This window comes from Catellatospora chokoriensis, assembly GCF_011297315.1.
GTDB classification, from domain to species: domain Bacteria; phylum Actinomycetota; class Actinomycetes; order Mycobacteriales; family Micromonosporaceae; genus Catellatospora; species Catellatospora citrea.
The window spans coordinates 1-21,012 of the sequence record NZ_JAAOTI010000036.1 but is presented as its reverse complement, the minus strand read 5'-3'; the positions used below and the strand labels follow the sequence as shown (position 1 = coordinate 21,012).

The following is a 21,012-nucleotide window of genomic DNA, read 5'->3' as shown; positions in this document are numbered from 1 at the left end:
GGAGCGGCGCGCTGAGCCTCCCACCGCCCAACGAATGCAGACAAAGACGAAAACGAGCCGATCCATGCTGATCTTGCATAGAATGCTCGGGTGGATCTTGTGGCGGCCTGTCGCGCCTTTCTGGCGGTGAGCGGGCAGGGCAGCTTCACCGCCGGCGCGGCGGTGGCGCGGATCCCGCAGTCGGTGGCCAGCAGGCGCGTCGCCGCGCTGGAGGAGCACCTGGGCGGTCGGGTGTTCGCGCGCTCGTCGCGGACGGTGCGGCTGACGCCGTTCGGGCGCGACATGCTGCCATGGGCCAGGCGGGTCGTCGACGTGGCCGACGCGATGGCGCTGGACGCGGCACGGGCACGGCTGCGCCCGATCCGCCTGGCCGTCCCGGCGGTGTGCGGCACCCTCGCGCTGGCCAGACTCGCCGCGGCGGGCCGTGACGAGCAGGTGCACCTGGACCTGCTGGCGGCGGGCCCGGTCGAGCGGGCGGAGCTGGTGCGGTCCGAGCAGGTCGGTGCGGCGCTGGTGGCCGTCGCGCCCGACGCCGCGGTGTGGCAGGTGCCGGTGGGCGTGGCCACCGTCGCCGACCCGGGCCGGTCGGCTGTGCACCTGGAGTCGCTGCGAGCCGGCCGGGCCGCGCGGACGGCTCGCCGCCGGCGGATCTGGGTGCAGCCCGAGGACGACGTGGCGCATGTACGCGACGAGCTGACGCGCCTGGGTGCAGCGCTAGGGTTGCAGCCCGCGCAGGTTGCGACCGGGGCTTCGTTGGTGGCCGCGGCATCGGAGGTGCTGACCTCGAACGATCTCCTCGCGTGCTCGCCGGCGCAAGCCGAGGAGCTGGGCCTGCACTGGCGGCCGATCGGTGAGCTCGACCTGCGCCGGGGCTACGACCTGGCGGTCGGCAGCCGTGAGGACGCCTCGGCGGTGGGGCAGCTGCTGGAAGCCGAGATCGGTCGTTGCCTGGGTGTGCGCCACGGGCAGGGGAGGGGGCGCTCGTGAACGACGCCGCGGTCGTGGCGGAAGCCCGCGAAGCCCTGCGAGACGCAGGGTTGCGCGGATCGTTCCTGGTGCGGGATCTGGACTCCGGGCAGGAGGTGGGCATCGACGCGGACCTGGTGTGGCCGGTCGCGTCGCTGGTGAAGGTCCCGATCGCCGTGGCCACGCTGGAACGCGCCGCCCGCGGCGAACTCGACCCCGCGGCTCCGGTCACCGTCCAGCCCGGCCGCGTGAGCACGCCGGGCCCGACCGGGCTCAGCAGGTTCCGGCACCCGGCGACGCTCGCCGTCGAGGATCTGGCCTACCTGGCCGTGGCGGTCAGCGACAGCACGGCCGCCGACGCGCTGCTGGCCATCACCGGGCCGGCGCAGGTGACCGCCGAGCTGCGGCGGCTCGGCGTGGCCGGCATCAGCGTCCGCTACCTGATGCGTGAACTGGCCAGCACCCCCGCCGAGCTGCTCGACCCGGGCGAGGTGCACGTCGCTCACTCCCTGGCCATCGCCGGCGCCACGCCGACCGGGGGGCACGCGGTCGCGCAGCTGGACGTCGCCCGTGCCAACACCGGCTCGGCGCGCGCCTTCGTGGACCTGCTGCACGCGCTGTGGCGGCCCTCGACCGTGCACACCGCGGTCGCCGAACGCGTACGCGAGCTGATGGGCGCCACGGTGATGCGCCACCGGCTGGCGCCGGACTTCAGCTCGGACGCCTCGGTGTGGTCGTCGAAGACCGGCACCCTGCTCAACCTGCGCCACGAGATCGGCGTCGTCGAGCACGCCGACGGTCAGACCTTCGCCATAGCGGCGCTGACCGAGTCCAGCGTCGCGGCGGCGGTGCAGCCCGAGGCCGAGGCGCTGATGGCGCACGTCGCCCGGACGCTGCGGGACCAGCTGCGCCGCTTCGACCGGCTCTGACAACGTCTGCGCCCGACGGCCGGCTGCGCCGCCCACTGCGGGCTCGCACCGTGAGCTTGGGAGTGTCGGGGAAGGACGGCGGACCACCGCGCCATGACGGCGATCCATCGACGCAAACTCCGCCATGTGCGGAAAACGCCGTGACCGGCCACAATGCGGTAGCGACAGCCGCGGGAGGGGAAGCGCACATGAACGAGGCGACGAGCCAGCCGACCGAGACGACGGTGCCGCTGCTGCCGTGCGTGTCCGCCGACGACACCCTGGCGTTCTACCAGGCGCTCGGCTTTCAGGTCACCTGGCGGCAGACCAAGCCGTACCTCTACCTTGCCTTCAAGCGGGGCGGGTTCGAACTGCACTTCAAGAATCCGCCGCGGGGGATGGACCCCGGCGAGGAGAACAGCGGCGGCTGCCTGGTGCTGGTCGATGCGGTCGCGCCGTACCACGCCGCCTTCACCCGGGCGATGCGCCAGGCTTACGGCAAAGTGCTGGTCACGGGGCTGCCCCGGCTGACCCGCTACCGGCCCGGCGCCAGCCGCTTCACCCTGATGGACCCGTCCGGCAACTCGATCATCTTCATCCAGCGCGACGAGCCGGGGGAGGTGGAGTACGGCGGCTCGAAGAAGCTCGAAGGGCTGGCCCGGGTGCTCGACAACGCCCGGATCTACCGCGAGTTCAAGAACGACGACCGCGCGGCCTACCGCGCACTCACCTCCGGGCTGCGCAAACACCGCGACCAGGCTGCGCCGATCGATCGGGCGCTGGCGTTGGCGGCGCTGATCGAGCTGGCAGTCGCCATGGACGAACCCGCGAAGATCGAGACGTACGCCGCGGAGCTGCGGACCATCCAGCTCACCGAGTCGGAGCGCGAACGGGTCGACGCGGAGCTGCGCACCGCGGCAGACCTCGACATCTGGCTGACCGCCGATCCGGCGGCGGACGGCCGGTAGGCGTCTGGCAGCCGGTACGAAGGCGGCAGCCGGTGCTCAGCCGCGTTACCCCGGCGGTAGTTCCTGCCAGTGCCCGAACATGTGGATCAGGACGGTGAGCTCGGGGACCGCGCTGAGCAGCTGCGACACCACCGGCTGGCGGCCGTCGGTCCAGATCTTCAGGCGGGTCTTGCCGACCTCCACCCGCGTGACGGCGTGCCATGGCACCAGGGAGTCGCGCCAGCGCACCCCCTCGGCGGCCAGCGTGATCGGCCCGAAGACCGCGGCACCGGTCTTGCGGAACTCCTCGGTCTTGAGGGGGAGTTTGACGGCGGAGACGTTGGCGTCGATGAACGACACGATCTCCGGCATCTCCTTGTAGCGCGGCTTGGCCAGGTCGAGGACCTCGCCACTGTTCAGGTCGAGACGGCACTGCGGCACCTCGGTGTACGCGGTGCCGAGGTTGACGACCCTGGTCCAGTACCGCAGGTGCGCCACGTCGTGCCAGGTCACCAACGAGGTCACCGTGCCGCGTGGGCCGACGGTCAGCGTCCCGCCGGTGAACAGGTGACGCCATGTGTTGGCCTTGCGCCAGGTGACCAGCCCGCCGACCGCCGCCAGCGCGAGCACGCCGAGGCCCATCGCGACGACCGCGCCCGCACCGCCCGCGGCGGCCAGCAGCACGAAGCCCAGCGCGGCGCAGCACACGACGATGACGATGTCGGCGGCAACCGCGGACCGGTAGCGGCCGTGCTGCTCACCCAGCCCGGCTTCGGCCACGGCCTGCTCGATCGAGCGTCCACCCGCACGACTGTCCATGCGCAAATCATGCCGTGTCGATGGGCGGCCATCAATGGGTCAATGCCTGTCGTCGAGGTCACCGCCGGGCGGGTGCAGGCACGTACGACGCTGTCTGACAGGCGTCAGATTTCGGCTGTGGTGAGGGCTCCGTCAGCACGGGTCGGGCCACCGAGCTACCCGTCCGTACCGTGGGACGCCGGCACTGCGGCCGGGCGAGACCGCCGCCCCGCGGCTCCCGTAAGCTGGTCTATCTCAGCGCGGGCGAGGAATGGGGGCAGGACCGGAGATGGTCGGGAGTCAGCCGGATCCGGTGCCGCGGCGGCCTGCTGCCAGTCGGGCCACGCATGTCGACCTCACCGACGCCGAGATCCTCCGGCGGGGCCTGGAGGCGTTCTCGGAACTGGGCTACGAGGGGGCCTCGGTGCGCGAGCTCGCCAAGCGCCTCGGGGTCAACCACAACTTCATCAACGACCGCTTCGGCTCGAAGAACAACTTCTGGCGGGCGGTGGTCGACCACGCCATGGGTGCGATGCAGAGCCGGTTCTCCCTCGCCTTCGAGCTGGGCTCCGACGACTACGAGAAACTCGAAGCCATCATCAAGGCCTTCTACTCCGTCGCCGCCAACGCCCCGCAGATGAACCGGATCCTGGCCGCGGAGTTCGTGCTCGACTCCGACCGCCTCGACTACATCTTCGACAAGTACACGACCGCGATGCTGGAGCGGGTCGAGCCGATCGCACAGCGGCTGATGGACGCCGGGCGCATGCCGCGAATATCGACGGACATCCTGTTCACGGCGCTCAGCGGGCCCGCGCTGGCCCTCACCCAGGGCGGCCTGGCCCGGCGGCTGGGACGCGCGCCGAGCCAGTCGGACGCGGAGTGGCAACAGATCACCGATTCGCTGGCGGAGGTGGTCCTGCGCGGACTGCTGCCGGCAGAGCCGACCGCCTGAGCCCGCCTCGGCGGCTCGGGTCGGCTCCGGCCCGGCATCAGGCCGGGCCGACGCCGTCGTAAGCGATCCGCAGGTGAATCGGTCCGCGCAGGACCGGGCTCGGGCGGTAGGGCGGTGGATCGGCGACCAGGCGCGGGTTCCGCAGTCGTTTGGCGAGCTGGGTCAGCGCGATCTGCGCCTCCAGGCGTGCCAGGGGCGCGCCGAAGCAGTAGTGGACACCCCCGGCGAACGACAGGTGGATGTTGTCGGCGCGGTCGGGGTCGAAGCGGTCGGCATGTGGGATGCACTCGGGGTCACGGTTGCCCGATGCGAGCATCACGGCGATCGGGTGGCCCTTGCGGATGGTGGTTTCGCCGATCTCGATGTCGGACACCGCGGTCCGGAACGGCAGGATGTGCACGGACGGTTCGTAGCGCAGCAGCTCCTCGACCAGGCGGATGGCGAAATGGGGTTCGGTGCGCAGCCGCTCCAGCACGTCGGGGTGGCGTTGCAGGGTCAGCCAGCCGTTGGTGATGAGGTTGACGGTGGTCTCGTGCCCGGCGATCAGCAGCAGCATCAGGGTGGCGAGCAGGTCGCCGCCCTCCAGCCGCCCGTCGGGCCCGTCGTCGGTGACGTAGCCGGAGATCATGTCGTCGCCGGGTTCCGTGCGGCGGCGCGCGGCGAGTTCGGACATGTAGTCGGTCATGTGCTGCCGTGCGTCGTTGCGCGCCTGCAGCTGCTCGGGTGTGGGCCGGGTGAGGGCGTTGACGATCGGGTCGACCCAGGCGCTGAATTTCGGCTCGTCTTCGGGCGGGACGCCGAGCAAGTGGCAGATGACGGCGACCGGGAACGGGTAGGCCACCTCGTCGACGAGGTCGGCCTCCTGCTTGTCGGAGATCTTGTCGATCAGCTTGGTGACGATCTCGGTGAGCCTCGGGGTGAGCTCGTCGATGCGAGCCGGCCGGTGCGGCGGGCCGAACTGGCGCATCGCGATGCGGCGCAGCACGTCATGGCGTGGCGGGTCGGTGACGATGAAGCTGCGCGGCCCGTCGTCCTGCGGCATCCTGTCGGCGAACTGGGGCAGCAGGTTCGCCATGTCCGAGCTCAGCCGCGGGTCGTGCATGAGCGCGTAGATGTCGCGGTACGTGCTGACGACGAAGGTGCCGTCGGCCTCCTGCCATACCGGCTGGGAACGCAGCTTCTCGTACAGCGGCCACGGGTTGGCGCGGTTGGCGTAGTCGAGGATCTGGTCGTAGAGGCTGGCCTCGGTCATGGGATCTCCTGCTCAGCGCCGGCGGAGGAACACGCACGGCGCGTACCCCGCACACTTCGTCAGGTCCACCACCACGCGCATGCAGGCCATCATCCCACTCGGATGGTGCATATCAGCTCTTTTACGACATTAGCCATGCTAAGCAGCTCTCAGGCCACCCTCAGCCGATGAGCCGGTCGAGCAGCTCGAAGGTGTCGTATTGCTGGTTGTAGTCGCCGAAGTGTCCGTCGTCGCGGATGATCTGCGTACCGCCGAGGCGCTCGAACATGGCGCGGCCCTGTGCGGCGTCGCATCCGTACGGATCGCGGGTGGAGTTGACGAAGTAGATGTCGCGCACGTGCGCCTTGATCGCCGCCCAGTCGTACTCGGCCTGCAGCACCGGCTCGTCGGCATCGTTGGGCCGCGTCGAGTAGCCGGCCACGAGTATCGCCTGCGCGACGGTGACGTCGAGGTGTTCCAGCAGAGCCAGCAGGAATGCGGCACCGCCGGAATGCCCGACGAGCACAGTCCGCTCATCGAACCGGTGGCCGGCCAGCACCTTCGGCAACAAGGTGGCGACCGGCTCGGCGTTCATCCCGGGGTAGTGCGGGATGTCGACGGCGTAGCCGCGCTCACCGAGACGCGCGCCCAGCCAAGGAAACCAGAGAATCTCCGGACTGCCGCCCGTGCCGTGGAAGATGATCGCGTTTGGCTGCATACGGCAGCACGCTACCGCCTGCGCCGGTCGCGGCACGCCGCGGAGCCGCGCTCGTCGACCTACCAGCGGCGGCCGCGTCCTGGCAGGCGATCAGCCTGGTAGTCAGTCAGTCCGGCCCGTTAGGGTCGGCGGCATGACGCCAACCGTTGCCGCCACTGCCTTCGACTCGCTGCGCCTCGACGCCGTGCCCGATGAGGAGGCGCTGCGCCGGACCTACGAACTCCCCAGCGACGCGGCCGTGCGCAAGCAGATGACCGAACTCACCGACGAGACCCGGCGGTTGATCGGCTGCTCGTCGCTGGTCCTGGTCGCCAGCGTCGACGCTGACGGCAACTGTGACGTCTCCCCGCGCGGCGGCCCCGCCGGGTTCGTCGCCGTCCTGGACGCACGGACGGTGGCGATACCGGATGCGACCGGCAACAAGCGTCTGGACACGCTGCGCAACGTAGTCGTCACCGGGCGAGCCGGGCTGCTGTTCATCATCCCGGGGCGGCCCACGACGCTTCGGGTCAACGGCCGGGCCTGCGTCTCCACTCGCCCCGAGCTGCTGTCGCAGCTGACCGCCGTAGGCAAGCCGCCCGCCAGCGCCCTGGTGGTGGGGATCGAGGAGGTCTACCCGCACTGTCCCAAGTCGCTGCTGCGCAGTGGGGCTTGGAAGCCGGAGCAGTGGCTGCCGGCGGACGCCCAGCCGACCTCGGCCGAGGTGACGCTGGCCCAGCTGCGGATGCCGGAGCTGACGATCGCCGACATCGAGCGGGCGGAGGCGGATTCGCTGAAGTACCGGTACGAGTGACGGCCGCACCGTGGTGGACGCTCGGCCATTGCGTTCGCCGATGGCGGCGTTAGGGTTGTCCGTGACCACGCGCATGTCCGCCCGTGTTGCCGGGCTCGCCGTCCTCGCCGCCGAGACGACGGCCATCGCGACCCGGACCAACCGGCCGCTCACACAGGTTGTCTGCGCTGTGCTGGTCGTCCTGCAGCTCGCCGCTGTCCTCTGGGCCACCGATCGCAGGTCGGCGGGCGCACTTCGGGCGGTGGCGCCGGCCGGACTGGCGGCGGTCACCGCGACCGCAATGTGGACGGTGCTCGCGCTCGCTGCCCCGTCGACCGCCACCGGCAACGCGGCAGCTCTGTGTGTCGTCACCGGGGTCGGCATCGTCGTGGCGGCGCTGTCCCACCGCAGCGGCCGTGAGAGTTCCCTGCGGCTCGCGCTGATCGCCTCGGCGGGCAGTGCGCTGCTCATCTTCCTTTCGATCTCGTGGTTCCTGCCGACGGTCCCCGGTTTTGTCAGCCACAACCATCCGCCGACCTATACCGATGCGGTGCGGATGGTAGACCCGGTCATCGAGTTGGCCTGTTTCGTGCTGCTGATCACGGTGCTCGGCGTCCACGTGCTGCGCGCTCGATTCCGCAACCGCCGGGCGGGCAGGCACGGTCAGACTCTCGCGCACGTGCCCGGGATCAACGAGATGGTCGTCGAGCCCACCGCGTAGGAACGCCGCCAAGCGTATCGAAACGCCCACGGCCGTCGCGGGCCCACGCAAGCCGGCACCCTTCACTGGCCTGCAGATCGGCGACCTCCAGCAGCGCGGCGGTCAGACCGCATCGGGTGCGTCGGCACGCACCTGCGGCGATGGCTGCATCCCGGGCCGGTAGGCGAGGCCGCCGGCGGCGATTCCGCCCAGCAGCGCGGTGCCGTGCAGGTCGGCGAACACTGTCAGGCCGATGCCCACCGTCAGGGCCACCAGGCAGTATGTCCAGCGGGGCACGCGGCCGCGCTGGCTGATGAGCAATCCCGCCAGGACGGCGGCTGCCACGAAGGACCACAGGACGTCCACTGCCGACGCGGCGACGGCGAGCGCGTACGCGGCGCCGATCGCTGCGGGCAGCGGATCGCGGCCGTGCCATGCCGCGACCGCGGTGCCGCCGACCAAGCCGCACAACCCGATGGAGCTGCCGGCGCCGACAGTGTCGAACAGCAGCCCGCCGATCTGGCCCAGGGCGACACCGCTGAGGAAGAACAGCAGCCAACGGCCGGGGCCGACGGCACGCTCCGCCAGCCATCCGAGCACCAGCAGGAAGCCCAGGTTGCTGACGGTGCCGGGGACCCCGCTGTCCTGGACGAGCGAGGACGTGACCAGCCGCCAGAGCTGACCGTCGGCGATCAGAGCAGGGTCGCGCCGCAGGCTGGTCAGCAGTGACGGACAGGCGAACTGCAGCAGGCTCGGGACGGCGGTCAGCAGGAAGACGATCGCGGTGACACGGGGGAACGGCCGCATCCCGGCATGATATGGCCGTGCGGCACTCAGCCGCCGAACGAGGCGGCCCCGGAGCACTCCACCCGGCTGCCGACTCTGCCGGTAGCGAACTGGGCTGTCAGGTCGTGGCCGGCCCGGCTATAAACGATCCATGCGGAATCCGGCGGAGCGGTCACACGCCCAGGCGCCTGCGCGCCGAGTGCTGTTGCGCTCGGCGCTGGGCGAAGCACTGCGGCGCCTGCGCCTTGAGCAGGGGCGCACGCTGGCCGAGGTCGCGCTGGCAGCGCGCATCTCGATGCCCTACCTGTCCGAGGTGGAGCGCGGCCTAAAGGAGATCTCCTCCGAGGTGCTCGCGGCGCTGTGCGCGGCGCTGGGCATCGAGCTGTCGGACCTGCTCGTCGCCGTCGCCTTCCACATCTCGGCGAGCAACGGCGCGGTCACGGTGGTGCCGGTCCACCGGACGGCCGTGGGGCGGTTCGAGGTGGCGGCGCCGCCGACCCGGCGAGCCGGCGACGCCTACGCCCTGGCCGCCTAACCCGTCGGCGCCTTCACGGTGGTGATGACCTGGTCGGCCAGGCCGTACGCGACGGCCTCGGCGGCGCTGAACGTCTTGTGCCGATCGAGGTCGTGCCGGATCTTCTGCGCGGGGTGACCGGTGTGCCGGCTCAGGATGTCGTCCATCTCGGCTCGCACCCGCGACACGTCGCGGGCCCGGATCGCCAGGTCCGGCAGCGTGCCATGGGCCACGTCGAAGGAGCCCTCCTCGGTCGACGGCTGGTGCAGCACGACCTTGGCGTGCCGCAGCACGGCTCGCTTGCCGGCGGTGCCCGCGGCCAGCAGCACGGCCGCCGCCGAGGACGCCTGCCCGACGCACAGGGTGGCGACGTCCGGGCGGACGTACTGCATCGTGTCGTAGATCGCGGTGAGCGCGCTGTAGGAGCCGCCCCGTGAGTTGACGTAGAACCAGATGTCCATGTCGGCACTCTCGGCCTGCAGGTGCAGCAGTTGCGCGATGATCACGTTGGCGACGTCGTCGGTGATCTCCGTGCCGAGGAAGATGATCCGCTCCGACAGCAGCCGGGAGTAGATGTCGTAGGCGCGTTCGCCGCGCGAGGTCCGCTCGACGACGGTGGGAATCGTGTACTGGCCCACGGTCCTACACCCCCATCCGCTGCTTGACCACGCGCGGGCGGATGTCGTCTAGGTGGGCGACGATGTGGTCGACCATCCCGTAGTCGAGCGCCTCCTGCGCGCTGAACCAGCGGTCGCGCTGCCCGTCCTCGACGATCTCGGCCACCGGCCGGCCGGTGTGCCCGGCGGTCAGCACGCTCATCAGGTTGCTGAGCCGTTCCAGCTGCCCGGCGTAGATCTCCACGTCGGCCGCGGTGCCGCCCAGACCGGCCGACCCCTGGTGCATCAGGACCTGCGCGCTGGGCAGCGCGAACCGCTTGCCCGGCGTGCCGGCGCACAGCAGGAACTGGGCCATGCTGCCCGCCAGCCCCATCGCAACGGTGATCACGTCGTTGGGGATGAGCTGCATCATGTCGTACACGGCCAGCCCCGCGAGCACGGATCCGCCGCGCGAGTTCAGGTACAGCGCGATGTCGCGGCGCGGGTCTTCGGCGGACAGCGCCAGCAGCTGGGCGCATATCCGGTTGGCGATCTCGTCCTCGACGTCGGAGCCGAGCACGATGATCCGCTCGTGCAGCAGCCTCTTGCTCAGTTCGTCGTCCAGCGTGGCGGTGACGCCCATCGGTGTACTCCTGTTCCTCGGGCCTGTTCGTAGTCCACGATCAGGCCCGAGGGTGCGGCGTACCAAGGCATTCTGCTGACAGCGACTTAGCCGAGGGCAGAGCGGCCGCTACCTGGCCTCGGCGACGTCTGTCACCGGCCATCCCACGAACCGGGCGATGTCCTCGTCGGGCGTGGTCAGCAGGTCGACCCAGTCCTCCAGCGCGCCGGCCAGGCTGTGCGGGATCCCGGGATTATCGGGCCGGGCCCGTTGCGGCGCGAGGTTGTCGATGTGGATGAACGTGCCGTCGGGGTCGAGGGCGTCCAGCGCCTCGTCGTCGCTCATGTCGGCGTCGCCGCTGGCGATGACCTCACCGGTGTGCCAGTCGGTGTACTTCCAGGTGGTCTGGCTGGTCTGCCCGCCGTCGATGATCCGGTGCCCGTCGGCTTTGAGCTTGTCGGCGGCGTCGGCCAGACCGAGGTCCGCCTCGCGCTGTGCGACCAGATACCGGCGCACGTACTCCCGCACCAGGTCCATGACCAACTCCCCAGGGAAGACCTCAGCACGTGGTCCGGCTGAGCACGGGCTACAGATTGCCTGGCCTGTCGTCCGAAGCAAAGGACACACGCCGTAGCGGACCGGTTTTCGCCCGATCGGCCGAAGTCGCCCGCGTGCCCGCCTGAGGCGGGCGGCTGGGTGTGCGTGCAAGTGCCGCCCCGGGACGCAGGTCCGGCCGTCGGCGGGTCAGCTGCTCGCGCGGTGGGGTCCGGTGTTGCTGAGAGCCCGGAGGGCGTCGGTCAGCATTTCGGTCAGCTGTGCGGGGTCGGCGCTGGTCAGTGCCGGGGTGGCGATGATGTCGCGCATGAGCCATACGCCGGAGATCAGCGCCAGTACGAGTTCGGCTCGCTGCTCGGCGTCGGTTCCGTCGAGCAGGTTGGTCAGGCGCGTGCCGACGTGCCTGGAGATCGCGTCGCGCATGATCTCGGCGGCGCGCGGGTTGCCGGCCGAGCGCAGCATCAGCAGGAACGGGCTCAGCTGCGCGGCGGCGGGGTCGGTGCGGGCGACCAGGGCCTCGGCGAGGTGCGCCGCCAGTGCCGCCGGTGGCGAACCCACGATGGTGGGCGGGGCGAAGGACCGCTCCACGACCTCGGCGAACAGCTGCTCCTTGGAGCCGAAGTAGCGGTTGACCAGCATCGCGGTGACTCCGGCGGCGGCGGCGACCTCGCGCACGCCCGCACCGTCGTATCCGGCGCGGGTGAACGCCTCGACGGCGGAGTCGAGGATCGCCTCGCGGGTGGCCGCGGCGTCCCGGCGGCGTGGCTGTTGCGTCACCATCATGTCTACGAGTGTAGACAATGCAGGTCAGCGGCGTCTACAGTCGTAGACATCTGATCCAGCACACACCGCATGGGGGAGTCATGGACCTGCAACTGGCAGGCAAGCGCGCACTGGTCACCGGAAGCACCACCGGGCTGGGCGAGGCCATCGCCCGCCGGCTCTCGGCCGAAGGCGCCGCGGTCGTCGTCCACGGCCGCGACGAGCAGCGCGCGGCCAAGGTCGCCGAGGCCATCCGCGCCGACGGACGACCGGCCGACATCGCGATCGGCGATCTGGCCACGGACGGCGGCGCGGCGATCGTCGCCGCCGCGGCCCAGTCGGGCGGCCCGATCGACGTCCTGGTCAACAACGCGGGCGCGTACGACCCGATCGGCTGGGCGCAGGCCACGCCCGCCCAGTGGGCACGCCTGTACGAGGTGAACGTCATCTCCGGCGTACGCATGATCCAGCACTTGACGCCCGGCATGCGCGAGCGCGGCTGGGGCCGGGTGATCCAGATCGGCGGCGGCCTGGCGGCGCAGCCGACGGCCGACCAGCCGCACTACACCGCGACCCTGGCCGCGCGGCACAACCTCGCCGTCTCCCTGGCCCGCGAACTGGCCGGCACCGGCGTGACCTCCAACGTCGTCGCACCCGGCGCGATCATGGTCGACACCGTCCGGGACCTGCTGCTGCGGCTGGCCCCCGCACACGGCTGGGGCGACGACCTCGACGAGATCGAGCGAGCCGCGGCAGCCGACTGGGTGCCCAACGACACCGGACGCTTCGGGCGCCCGGAGGAGATCGCCTCGGCAGTGGCCTACCTGGCCAGCCCGCTGGCCGGCTACATCAGCGGCGCGACGCTGCGCGTGGACGGCGGCACGATCCGCAGCGTCCAGTAGCCGTCACGGCATCCGGCTCGCCTGGACCGGACCAGGCCGACGCGCCGCGCCCGGCCCGCCGAGTTGCCTCGGCCGGAGCCTTGATGCTAAATCTGCGTCGGCACTCCAGCACGGACAGTGCCGACGCGGAGAGGGGATGCCGGTGGGTCAGGTCGAGACGTTCGAGTTCCAGGCAGAGGCTCAGCAGTTGCTTCAACTGATGATCCACTCCGTCTACGCGAACAAGGACGTGTTCCTGCGGGAACTGGTCTCCAACGCCTCCGACGCCCTGGACAAGCTGCGCCTGCAGTCGCTCATCGACAAGGAGCTGGACGCCGACACCGGCGACCTGCGCATCGAACTCGCCGCCGACCCCGCCCAGCGCACCCTGACCGTGCGCGACAACGGCATCGGCATGACCCGCGACCAGGTGATCGAACTGATCGGCACCATCGCCCGGTCCGGCACCGCCGAGTTCGTCTCCCGCTGGCAGCAGGCCAAGCAGGACGGCACCGCGGAACTCATCGGCAAGTTCGGCATCGGGTTCTACTCCAGTTTCATGGTCGCCGACCGGGTCGTCATGATCACCCGCCGCGCCGGGGAGGCCGAGGCCACCCGCTGGGAGTCCACCGGCAGCGGCACCTACGAGATCTCCACGGTCGCCGACGCGGCCCCGGGCACCTCCGTCACCCTGCACCTCAAGCCGGCCGACGAGGACGACCAGCTGCACGACTACACCGACCCGGCCGTGCTGCGGCGCATCGTCAAGCGCTACTCCGACTTCATCGCCTGGCCGATCCGGATGAGCGAACCCGACACCGACCAGCCCGCCACGCTCAATTCGAGGAAGGCCCTGTGGTCGCGGCCCGCCGCCGACATCACACCCGACGAGTACACCGAGTTCTACCGGCACGTCAGCCACGACTGGACCGACCCGCTGGAGACCATCCACCTGCGCGCCGAGGGCGCCCTGGAGTTCGACGCGCTGCTGTTCCTGCCCACCCGCGCGCCGTACGACCTGTTCTCCCGCGACGCCCGCCGCGGCGTGCAGCTCTACATCAAACGCGTGTTCATCATGGACGACTGCCAGGCGCTGCTGCCGGAGTACCTGCGCTTCGTCAAGGGCGTCGTCGACTCCGCCGACCTGTCGCTCAACGTGTCCCGCGAGATCCTCCAGCAGGACCGGCAGATCCAGACGATCCACCGCCGCCTCGTCAAGAAGGTCCTCGGCACCCTCAAGGACATGCTCGCCAAGGACCCCGAGCGCTACACGGGCTTCTGGCGCGAATTCGGCCAGGCCGTCAAGGAAGGCCTGGTCAACGACCCGGACAACCGGGCCGCGATCCTCGACGTCGTGCAGCTCGCCTCGACCCGTGACCCGGCCCGGCCGACCACGCTGCGGGAGTACGCCGAGCGCATGACACCCGACCAGACGGAGATCTTCTACCTGGTCGGGGAGCAGCGCACCACCCTGGCGAACTCGCCGCACCTGGAGGCGTTCGCGGCCAACGGCGTCGAGGTGCTGCTGCTGCACGACCCGGTCGATGCGATGTGGGTCGAGATGGTCGGCGACTACGACGGCAAGCCGTTCGCGTCGGCCAGCCGCGGCGAGGTGGACCTGAAGACACCGTCGGACCAGGCGCCGGACTCCGGCGACTACACGGAGCTGCTGGCCTGGCTGGGCACCCGGCTGGGGGAGAAGGTCAAGCAGGTGCGGCTGAGCACTCGCCTCACCACGTCGGCGGCGTGCCTGGTCTCCGACGCGTTCGACGCGCCGCCGGCGCTGGAGAGGCTCTACCGGGCGATGGGCCAGGACATGCCGAAGACCAAACGCATCCTGGAGCTGAACCCGCAGCATCCGCTGGTGGACAAGCTGCGCGCCGCGCACGCCGAGCGCGGCGACGACGACTCGCTCGCCGAGACCGGTGAACTCGTGTACGCGATGGCGGTGCTCGCCGAGGGCGGCGAGCTCGACGACCCGGCCGGGTTCACCCGGCGGCTGGCCGACCGGCTGGCCCGCACACTCTGATCCACGTCAGGTCGGATGGCCCGCGATCGCTTCGGCGGCGGCCGCCAGGTCGGGGCGGCCGCCGGTGAGGACCAGGACGTCGCCGCCCAGAAGCATGGTGTCGGGGTCTGGCCCGGGCCGGGTGTCGCCGTCGCGGATCAGCGCGAGCACGCTGATCCCGGCGGGCAGCCGGCTGCCCAGCTCACCGAGCGGTCGCCCGGCGTACGGGGAGCCGGCCGGAACCGGCAGCGCGGCGACGTCGGCCGCACGGGAGAGCCCTGCGGCGGCGAGCCGGTCGACGACGCCCAGCGTGTGCAGCAGCTCCGCCACGTCGTGCGCCTGGGCAGGGGTCAGTGACACGCTGCCGTGGGCGACCTCGGCATGCGGTGAGGAGTACACCAGCAGGTCCCGGCGGCCGGAGGGATGGCAGATCACGGCCAGCCCGCGGCCGTCGACGGTGGCCAGGGTGTAGCGCATCCCGATCCCCGGCAGCGCGGAACGTTCGATGATCGTCATACGGTCGTCTCCTGTCTGGTGGTCGCGGCGGTCCGAGTGCCCGGACCGGTGGGTCGCTCGGGCACGGTGCGGGCAGGCGGCCGTTCGGGACCGCCGGTCCTGGTGAACGAGCCGCCTACGCCGCGGTCGAGCATGCGTGCCGCGGCGGCGGCGGCCAGCAGCCCGAGGGCGAGCAGTTCCCCGCTGGCGGTGGCCAGTGCCGCGCCCAGTACGCCGACGGCGGCCAGTAGGGTCGCCCACGCCCACCGCGGCCGCGTCGACGGCGGCGGGGCGGCGGCCGGGTGTGAGTGACGCCGGTGGGGCTCCCCGGCCGGTGCCGCACCGGCCGGGGACGTGGTGTCGGTGGTCAGAAGTCCGCGAAGTAGCGCAGCCATACATACCCCCATGCGATCACGGTGGTCACCGCCGTGGTGACGATGCCGTACCTGGTGAACTGCCAGAACGAGATCGGCTGCCCGGCGCGGGCGGCGATGCCGAGCACGACGACGTTGGCGCTGGCGGCGACCGCGGTGCCGTTGCCGCCGAGGTCGGCGCCGAGGGCGAAGGACCACCACAGGGCTTGGCCGGTGGCCGGGTCGGGGGTCTGCGCCACGACGTCCTCGACGATCGGGGCCATGGTCGCGACGTAGGGGATGTTGTCGAAGAACGCGCCGAGCACGGCCGAGCCGAAGATCAGCCCGGTGGCGGCGAGGAAGTGGTCGCCGCCGACGGTGTCGACGGCCCATTCGCCGATCTGGTGGATGACGCCGGTGTCGACGAGCCCGCCGACCATGACGAACAGGCCCATGAAGAACACCAGCGTCGGCCACTCGACCTCGGCGAGGTAGCGGGTGCTGTCGACGCGGGAGACCAGCACCATCAGGCCCGCGCCGAGCATCGCGATGATCGCCGGCTCGACGTGGATGACGGTGTGCAGGGTGAACCCGAGGCTGACCAGCGTCAGCACGGCCAGGCACCGGACCAGCAGCGACCGGTCGGTGATCTGCGCGCGGGCGTCCAGCTCCTTGACCGCGGCGAAACGTTCGGGCCGGTAGACGAACGACTTGCGGAACAGCACCCGGGCCATCAGCACGAACACCGCGAACAGCACCACCGTGACGGGTGCCATGTGGACGATGAAGTCGTTGAAGCTCAGCCCGGCCCGGCTGCCGATGATGATGTTCGGAGGGTCGCCGATGAGGGTGGCCGCGCCGCCGATGTTGGAGGCCAGTGCCTCCGCGATGAGGTACGGCGCGGCGGGGATGCCCAGCCGCCGGCAGACGGAGATGGTGATCGGGGCGACGAGCATGACCGTGGTGACGTTGTCCAGGAACGGCGACGCGATGGCGGTGATCACCATCAGCAGCACCATCAGCCGGTAGGGGCGGCCCTGTGAGCGCTGCGCGGCCCAGATGCCGAGGAAGTCGAACACGCCGGTCTGCTTGATCACCCCGACGATGATCATCATGCCGAGCAGCAGGAAGATGACGTCCCAGTCGATGCCCGCGTGCGGGGAGTAGAACACGTGCGAGCCGGGCACCAGGCCCAGCAGGGTCATGAGGCCGGCGGCGCCGAGCACGACGGCGACGCGGTTGATCTTCTCGGTCGCGATGAGCGCGAACGCGACCGCGAAGATGACGAGTGCGGTGACGGCCTGCAGGCTCACGGGCACCCGCCCGGGGGGCCGGTGTCGGCGTCGGCGGGGCGCAGCCCCGTCTCGGGCGGGTTGTACGAGCGGCCGTGGTCGGCGGCTGGCAGGGTCATCGCGTCTCCTCGTACGGTCACGGCGGTTCGCCATGACGGGTATGACCGGGCCTGTCGCGGCCGGTCTGCTTTCATGGTCATCTGGCCCCGAGCGGACGGCCATGCGGTCCAGCACCCATTTGCGTACGGTGCCGGCCCGCATCCATGCCCCGCACCGGCTGACGAAACGGCTCGTCCGGCGGCGGTGTGCCGAAGTGGTGGCCCGTGTCCGGTGGTGCGTGCCATTCGCGGAACACACCCGGGTCGGCGGCGTCGCGGGCCGGAAATGGGTGTCGACACCCATGGGCGATCGCCCAGCCGTGCGGTTGCCTGGATGCCACCGGTGCGCCACGGGCCGGGTGGCGCTCAAGCGGGGTGCGGTGGGTTCGTGAGGCGATAGTTTCGAGATCAGGAAGGCGGCTCGATGAACTCCGGCGAAGGGAGGCGCACGGTGTCGCTGTTCTGGCGGATCTTCCTGCTCAATGCGGCCGTGCTGGTCGCGGCCACCATGGTGCTGCTGCTCGGGCCGGTGACCGTGTCCACGCCGGTCGTGCTCACCGAGGCCCTGGTGCTGGCGGTCGGCCTGGCGCTGATGCTGGTCGCCAACGGAGCGCTGCTGCGGGTCGGGCTGGCGCCGCTGCACCGGCTCACCCGGGCGATGGCGACCCTCGATCTGCTGCAACCGGCTCCGCGGCCGATCGCCACCGGCCACGCGGGCATCGCCGACCTCATCCGGGCGTTCAACACCATGATCGACAGGTTGGAGGCCGAACGCGCCACCAGCACCGCCCGTGCCCTGTCGGCGCAGGAGGACGAGCGCCGCAGGGTCGCCCGGGAACTGCACGACGAGGTCGGACAGTCGCTGACCGCCGTCCTGCTGCAGCTGGAGCAGGTCGCCCGGCACGCGCCCGCGCCCTTGTCCGCCGAGTTGCGCCAGGTCCAGGAGACCACCCGGGCAGGCCTGGACGAAATCCGCCGCATCGCCCGCCGCCTGCGCCCGGGCGTGCTGGAAGAACTGGGTCTGGCCAGCGCGCTCAAGGCGCTGATCACCGAGGTCACCGGGCACACCGACCTCGCGGTCACCCATCGGCTGGGCGGCGACCTGCCGCCGATGGACGCCGAGACCGAACTGGTGATCTACCGGGTGGCTCAGGAGGGGCTCACCAACGCCGTGCGGCATGCCCGCGCGAGCCGGGTCGAGCTGTCGCTGCAGCGACGGCGCGGCGAGGTGCTGCTGCGCCTCGCCGACGACGGCCGCGGCGTCGCCGACGCCCCCGAGGGCGCGGGCATCCGCGGCATGCGCGAGCGGGCGCTGCTCATCGGCGCGCAGCTGGAGATCACCCGCAGCGCGTCAGGCGGCACCGAGGTCCGGTTGCGGGTGCCGATCGACGAGCAGCGGACCGCGCCGTGACCGGACCCGTCCGCATCCTGCTGGCCGACGACCACGCGCTGGTACGCCGCGGTGTGCGCCTCATCCTCGACAGCGAGCCCGATCTGACCGTGGTCGCCGAGGCCGGCGACGGCGCGGAGGCCATCGCGCTGGCCCGCGCCGAGCAGCCCGATCTGGCCATTCTCGACATCGCGATGCCGCGGCTGACCGGCCTGCAAGCCGCCCGCGAGCTGTCGCGCACCATGCCGGGCCTGCGCATCCTCATCCTGACCATGTACGACAACGAGCAGTTCTTCTTCGAGGCGCTGCGGGCCGGGGCCAACGGCTACGTGCTGAAGTCCGTGGCCGACCGTGATCTGGTCGAGGCCTGCCGGGCCGCGATGCGCGACGAGCCGTTCCTCTACCCGGGCGCGGTCACCGCCCTCATCCGCGACTACCTGGACCGGGCTGCGCGGGGGCAGGACCAGCCCGCGCGGGCCATCACCGCGCGGGAGGAGGAGGTGCTCAAACTGATCGCGGAGGGCCATACGGCCAAGGAGATCGCCCAGCTGCTGTTCATCAGCATCAAGACCGTCGACCGCCACCGGGCCAACCTGCTGCAGAAACTGGGCCTGCGCGACCGGCTGGAACTGACCCGCTACGCGATCCGGGCCGGACTCATCGAACCCTGAGCGCCGTCTTCTGCGGCGGCCGGGTGGGTGGATGCCGACGATCGAAGGCACCCACCCGCCCGACCTGGTCGTGACCGGCACCGCCAGGACTTCAGAGGGTGAGCACGACCGTGGAGATGCTGCGTGCGGCGACGTTGACGGTGACCTGTCCGCCGCTCACGCTGGCCGGCTGGCCGGCCGCGTTCGTGCTCTGCGAGGTGAGGAGGTACTCCGCCTTGGTGACGTTCTGCGGGGCCTGGATCACGGCACTGTTGACCGCGTTGGCGGACCGGTTGAGGATCACGAGCGTGATCTTCCCGGCACCCTGGTATGCGGTGACTTCCAGCGGCGCGGCCTTGGTGCTCTTCGTCAGGGCGACCCGCTGGTAGCCGGGGCGGACGTACTTGGCGTACTGCGAGAACGCGTACCCGCGCTTGAGCGGCGCTCCCGCGGTGGTGCCGTAGGCCGACTCTCCGTCTCCGATGAAGGAGTAGAAGCGTTTGCCGTACCACCAGATGTAGGCGCTCCAGTTCGACTCCATCGACTTGTGCACCGTGCGCATGATGTCGTCGAGCGTCTCGTTCCAGACCGTCAGGTTGGCGGGGTTGCCCCAGATGTTGGAGCCGCTGCCGTCAGCCTCGTGGAAGTTCCACTCGGTCATCCACACCGGCTTGTTGTACTGGGCGGCCCGGGCATACGGCGCCAGCCGGCCGGAGGCCTCGGTTCCGTACAGGTGTCCGCCGATGTAGCCGATGTTGTTGCGGGCGCAGGTGTCGTTCAGGGTCGGATCGGTGAAGCCGTAGTTGAGGTTGACCGCCTCGGCGACCATCAGCCTGGTGTTCAGCACCTTCGCACCCTGGGTGCAGACGAAGTTCTGCAGCTCGGTGCCGCTCCAGTCCATCGAGTCGTAGTCCGGGTGCCAGTCCGGCTCGTTCTGCACCGAGGTGACGTCGATCGTCACGCCCTGGTTGCGCATGTACTGGACATAACTGTTCAGGTGGTTGGCGTAGTCGTCGTAGTAGTCGGTCTTCAACTTGCCGCCGTTGACCCGGCTGTTGTTCGTCTTCCACGCCGCCGGAGCCGTCCACGGCGACGCGAGGATCCTCACGCCCGACCCGTACGCCTTCGCCGTCTTCAGGGCATTCACCTGCGTCGACCACTCGCCGGACACCGGCGAGATGCCGGTCCGCACGATCGACAGGCCCAGCTGGTTCTGCCCCAGGCCGACCAGCGTCTGCGTCTCGGACGTCGACCAGGCGCCGCCCCAGATCGACACCGCGGCCCCGAACCCGTCGATCACCTGGTATCGGCTCGCGCTGTTCACCGTGATGTCCGGCGTGGTGTTGGGCGGACTGCTCGGGGCCGTGCTGGGCGTGCTGCTCGGCGCAGCGCTGGGTGAGGTGCTCGGGGTTGAGGTGGGTGACGCGCTCGGCACGACGCCGCCCGTGCAGAGCACTCCGTTCAGCGCGAAACCGGCGGGAGCGGGGTTACTGCCGGTCCACGAGCCGTTGAAACCGAAGGAGGCGGTGGCGTTGGTTGCGATGGATCCGTTGTAGCCGGCGTCGCTTGCCGTGACCGCGGCGCCGTTCTGGGTCAGCGTGGTGTTCCAGGCCTGTGTGACGGTCTGGCCTGCGCTGAAGGACCAGGTCAGGGTCCAGCCCGTGAGCGGGTCGCCGAGATTGGTGATGGTGACATCGGCGCCGAAGCCGTTCTGCCACTGCGACGACACCGCGTAGTTCACCGCGCAGCCCGCCGCTGCCGCCGCGACCGGCAGCGCCACGCCGACCGCCGCCGACGCCAGCAGCAACGATCCGGCCGCCGCGGCGGCATAGGCCACTCTTCTGTTCCTCATGCATGTCTCCTCGATGGTGACCGGCGGCACGCCCCGTCAGCGCTGCAGGGTCAGCAGGCCGGGTCGGTAGGGCAGCAGGCCGTAGTCGCCGCCGGAGTTGGGCGACCGGCCCTGGTAGAGCAGTTGCAGTTGGCAGGGGTCGATGGTCATGGTCTGGTCGGCG

At 70.6% G+C, this 21,012-nt stretch carries 22 protein-coding genes and 1 pseudogene; 11 read left to right on the top strand and 12 right to left on the bottom strand.

The features are described from left to right. Positions 1 to 90 precede the first annotated feature (90 nt). The 3 genes from HAV39_RS36620 to HAV39_RS36610 all read left to right on the top strand — a co-directional run bounded on the left by HAV39_RS36620 (position 91) and on the right by HAV39_RS36610 (position 2,842). Positions 91 to 987, top strand: coding sequence for a helix-turn-helix domain-containing protein (locus tag HAV39_RS36620; protein ID WP_191843750.1), 897 nt, complete (start codon positions 91 to 93; stop codon positions 985 to 987). Continuing rightward, positions 984 to 1,895 (top strand): serine hydrolase, encoded by a 912-nt coding sequence (locus tag HAV39_RS36615; RefSeq protein WP_191843749.1) that lies wholly within the window; start codon positions 984 to 986, stop codon positions 1,893 to 1,895. Before HAV39_RS36620 ends, HAV39_RS36615 begins: the two co-directional genes overlap by 4 nt. Positions 1,896 to 2,083: 188 nt before the next feature. Then, positions 2,084 to 2,842, top strand: a complete 759-nt coding sequence (locus HAV39_RS36610) for a VOC family protein (RefSeq protein WP_191843748.1) — start codon at positions 2,084 to 2,086, stop codon at positions 2,840 to 2,842. 45 nt (positions 2,843 to 2,887) lie between these two features. Here HAV39_RS36610 and HAV39_RS36605 read toward each other — a convergent pair whose 3' ends face one another. Next, a complete protein-coding gene (locus HAV39_RS36605) occupies positions 2,888 to 3,640 on the bottom strand; it encodes a DUF6585 family protein (protein ID WP_191843747.1) in 753 nt (250 codons plus the stop codon). A 268-nt stretch (positions 3,641 to 3,908) separates the two neighbouring features. Here HAV39_RS36605 and HAV39_RS36600 point away from each other — a divergent pair, with 268 nt between their 5' ends. Further along, positions 3,909 to 4,574, top strand: coding sequence for a TetR/AcrR family transcriptional regulator (locus HAV39_RS36600; RefSeq protein ID WP_191843746.1), 666 nt, complete (start codon positions 3,909 to 3,911; stop codon positions 4,572 to 4,574). Between the two features lie 37 nt (positions 4,575 to 4,611). On the opposite strand, the gene HAV39_RS36595 is transcribed toward HAV39_RS36600, so the two are convergent. Both HAV39_RS36595 and HAV39_RS36590 read right to left on the bottom strand, forming a co-directional pair. Further along, on the bottom strand, positions 4,612 to 5,826 hold the full coding sequence (locus HAV39_RS36595) for a cytochrome P450 (RefSeq protein ID WP_191843745.1): 1,215 nt from the start codon (positions 5,824 to 5,826) through the stop codon (positions 4,612 to 4,614). Between the two features lie 160 nt (positions 5,827 to 5,986). Then, a complete protein-coding gene (locus tag HAV39_RS36590) occupies positions 5,987 to 6,559 on the bottom strand; it encodes an RBBP9/YdeN family alpha/beta hydrolase (RefSeq protein WP_239120818.1) in 573 nt (190 codons plus the stop codon). A gap of 97 nt (positions 6,560 to 6,656) precedes the next feature. On the opposite strand from HAV39_RS36590, the gene HAV39_RS36585 reads away from it, so the two are divergent. Then, entirely contained in the window at positions 6,657 to 7,316 is a 660-nt protein-coding gene (locus HAV39_RS36585) for an MSMEG_1061 family FMN-dependent PPOX-type flavoprotein (protein ID WP_191843744.1), read from the top strand. A gap of 40 nt (positions 7,317 to 7,356) precedes the next feature. Beyond that, a complete protein-coding gene (locus HAV39_RS36580) occupies positions 7,357 to 8,016 on the top strand; it encodes a hypothetical protein (protein WP_191843743.1) in 660 nt (219 codons plus the stop codon). A 102-nt stretch (positions 8,017 to 8,118) separates the two neighbouring features. On the opposite strand, the gene HAV39_RS36575 is transcribed toward HAV39_RS36580, so the two are convergent. Next, positions 8,119 to 8,802: a rhomboid family intramembrane serine protease gene (locus HAV39_RS36575; RefSeq protein ID WP_191843742.1), complete on the bottom strand. Its 684-nt coding sequence runs from the start codon at positions 8,800 to 8,802 to the stop codon at positions 8,119 to 8,121. A gap of 130 nt (positions 8,803 to 8,932) precedes the next feature. Between HAV39_RS36575 and HAV39_RS43100 the strand changes: the two are divergent. After that, a pseudogene (locus HAV39_RS43100) lies at positions 8,933 to 9,178 on the top strand (helix-turn-helix domain-containing protein); the annotation flags it as partial. A gap of 134 nt (positions 9,179 to 9,312) precedes the next feature. Here the strand turns inward: HAV39_RS43100 and HAV39_RS36565 are convergent. The 4 genes from HAV39_RS36565 to HAV39_RS36550 form a co-directional block, all read right to left on the bottom strand. Beyond that, complete coding sequence (locus HAV39_RS36565; RefSeq protein ID WP_191843740.1) at positions 9,313 to 9,933, bottom strand: ATP-dependent Clp protease proteolytic subunit; 621 nt, start codon at positions 9,931 to 9,933, stop codon at positions 9,313 to 9,315. A gap of 4 nt (positions 9,934 to 9,937) precedes the next feature. Next, the gene (locus HAV39_RS36560; protein WP_191843739.1) at positions 9,938 to 10,534 is read right to left on the bottom strand and encodes a ClpP family protease; all 597 of its coding nucleotides are present in this window, start codon (positions 10,532 to 10,534) and stop codon (positions 9,938 to 9,940) included. 108 nt (positions 10,535 to 10,642) lie between these two features. Beyond that, positions 10,643 to 11,050 (bottom strand): hypothetical protein, encoded by a 408-nt coding sequence (locus HAV39_RS36555; protein ID WP_191843738.1) that lies wholly within the window; start codon positions 11,048 to 11,050, stop codon positions 10,643 to 10,645. Between the two features lie 207 nt (positions 11,051 to 11,257). Continuing rightward, positions 11,258 to 11,851, bottom strand: coding sequence for a TetR/AcrR family transcriptional regulator (locus tag HAV39_RS36550; protein ID WP_191843737.1), 594 nt, complete (start codon positions 11,849 to 11,851; stop codon positions 11,258 to 11,260). Between the two features lie 80 nt (positions 11,852 to 11,931). On the opposite strand from HAV39_RS36550, the gene HAV39_RS36545 reads away from it, so the two are divergent. Then, positions 11,932 to 12,732 (top strand): SDR family NAD(P)-dependent oxidoreductase, encoded by an 801-nt coding sequence (locus tag HAV39_RS36545; protein ID WP_191843736.1) that lies wholly within the window; start codon positions 11,932 to 11,934, stop codon positions 12,730 to 12,732. Positions 12,733 to 12,868: 136 nt separating this feature from the next. Next, positions 12,869 to 14,740, top strand: a complete 1,872-nt coding sequence (htpG, locus tag HAV39_RS36540) for a molecular chaperone HtpG (RefSeq protein WP_191843735.1) — start codon at positions 12,869 to 12,871, stop codon at positions 14,738 to 14,740. A gap of 6 nt (positions 14,741 to 14,746) precedes the next feature. Here the strand turns inward: htpG and HAV39_RS36535 are convergent, their stop codons facing one another. The 3 genes from HAV39_RS36535 to HAV39_RS36525 are packed head-to-tail and all read right to left on the bottom strand — an operon-like array spanning position 14,747 to position 16,880. Next, on the bottom strand, positions 14,747 to 15,235 hold the full coding sequence (locus HAV39_RS36535) for a cation:proton antiporter regulatory subunit (protein ID WP_191843734.1): 489 nt from the start codon (positions 15,233 to 15,235) through the stop codon (positions 14,747 to 14,749). Further along, positions 15,232 to 15,609 (bottom strand): hypothetical protein, encoded by a 378-nt coding sequence (locus HAV39_RS36530; RefSeq protein WP_191843733.1) that lies wholly within the window; start codon positions 15,607 to 15,609, stop codon positions 15,232 to 15,234. The genes HAV39_RS36535 and HAV39_RS36530 overlap by 4 nt, the downstream gene beginning before the upstream one ends. Further along, positions 15,582 to 16,880, bottom strand: a complete 1,299-nt coding sequence (locus tag HAV39_RS36525; RefSeq protein WP_239120817.1) for an ArsB/NhaD family transporter — start codon at positions 16,878 to 16,880, stop codon at positions 15,582 to 15,584. Before HAV39_RS36525 ends, HAV39_RS36530 begins: the two co-directional genes overlap by 28 nt. A gap of 528 nt (positions 16,881 to 17,408) precedes the next feature. Between HAV39_RS36525 and HAV39_RS36520 the strand changes: the two genes are divergently transcribed. Both HAV39_RS36520 and HAV39_RS36515 read left to right on the top strand, forming a co-directional pair. Beyond that, the gene (locus HAV39_RS36520; protein ID WP_191843731.1) at positions 17,409 to 18,368 is read left to right on the top strand and encodes a sensor histidine kinase; all 960 of its coding nucleotides are present in this window, start codon (positions 17,409 to 17,411) and stop codon (positions 18,366 to 18,368) included. Continuing rightward, positions 18,365 to 19,018, top strand: coding sequence for a response regulator (locus HAV39_RS36515; protein ID WP_191843730.1), 654 nt, complete (start codon positions 18,365 to 18,367; stop codon positions 19,016 to 19,018). Before HAV39_RS36520 ends, HAV39_RS36515 begins: the two co-directional genes overlap by 4 nt. Positions 19,019 to 19,109: 91 nt before the next feature. Here the strand turns inward: HAV39_RS36515 and HAV39_RS36510 are convergent, their stop codons facing one another. Next, positions 19,110 to 20,849: a cellulose binding domain-containing protein gene (locus HAV39_RS36510; protein WP_191843729.1), complete on the bottom strand. Its 1,740-nt coding sequence runs from the start codon at positions 20,847 to 20,849 to the stop codon at positions 19,110 to 19,112. Positions 20,850 to 21,012: the final 163 nt, after the last annotated feature.

Coding starts and splice junctions, on each gene's coding strand:
- HAV39_RS36610 (WP_191843748.1), top strand. CDS start 2,084: ATGAACGAGGCGACGAGCCAGCCGACCGAGACGACGGTGCCGCTGCTG.
- HAV39_RS36605 (WP_191843747.1), bottom strand. CDS start 3,640: ATGGACAGTCGTGCGGGTGGACGCTCGATCGAGCAGGCCGTGGCCGAA.
- HAV39_RS36600 (WP_191843746.1), top strand. CDS start 3,909: ATGGTCGGGAGTCAGCCGGATCCGGTGCCGCGGCGGCCTGCTGCCAGT.
- HAV39_RS36595 (WP_191843745.1), bottom strand. CDS start 5,826: ATGACCGAGGCCAGCCTCTACGACCAGATCCTCGACTACGCCAACCGC.
- HAV39_RS36585 (WP_191843744.1), top strand. CDS start 6,657: ATGACGCCAACCGTTGCCGCCACTGCCTTCGACTCGCTGCGCCTCGAC.
- HAV39_RS36580 (WP_191843743.1), top strand. CDS start 7,357: ATGGCGGCGTTAGGGTTGTCCGTGACCACGCGCATGTCCGCCCGTGTT.
- HAV39_RS36575 (WP_191843742.1), bottom strand. CDS start 8,802: ATGCGGCCGTTCCCCCGTGTCACCGCGATCGTCTTCCTGCTGACCGCC.
- HAV39_RS36560 (WP_191843739.1), bottom strand. CDS start 10,534: ATGGGCGTCACCGCCACGCTGGACGACGAACTGAGCAAGAGGCTGCTG.
- HAV39_RS36555 (WP_191843738.1), bottom strand. CDS start 11,050: ATGGACCTGGTGCGGGAGTACGTGCGCCGGTATCTGGTCGCACAGCGC.
- HAV39_RS36550 (WP_191843737.1), bottom strand. CDS start 11,851: ATGATGGTGACGCAACAGCCACGCCGCCGGGACGCCGCGGCCACCCGC.
- HAV39_RS36545 (WP_191843736.1), top strand. CDS start 11,932: ATGGACCTGCAACTGGCAGGCAAGCGCGCACTGGTCACCGGAAGCACC.
- htpG (WP_191843735.1), top strand. CDS start 12,869: ATGCCGGTGGGTCAGGTCGAGACGTTCGAGTTCCAGGCAGAGGCTCAG.
- HAV39_RS36535 (WP_191843734.1), bottom strand. CDS start 15,235: ATGACGATCATCGAACGTTCCGCGCTGCCGGGGATCGGGATGCGCTAC.
- HAV39_RS36530 (WP_191843733.1), bottom strand. CDS start 15,609: ATGGCTGCGCTACTTCGCGGACTTCTGACCACCGACACCACGTCCCCG.
- HAV39_RS36510 (WP_191843729.1), bottom strand. CDS start 20,849: ATGAGGAACAGAAGAGTGGCCTATGCCGCCGCGGCGGCCGGATCGTTG.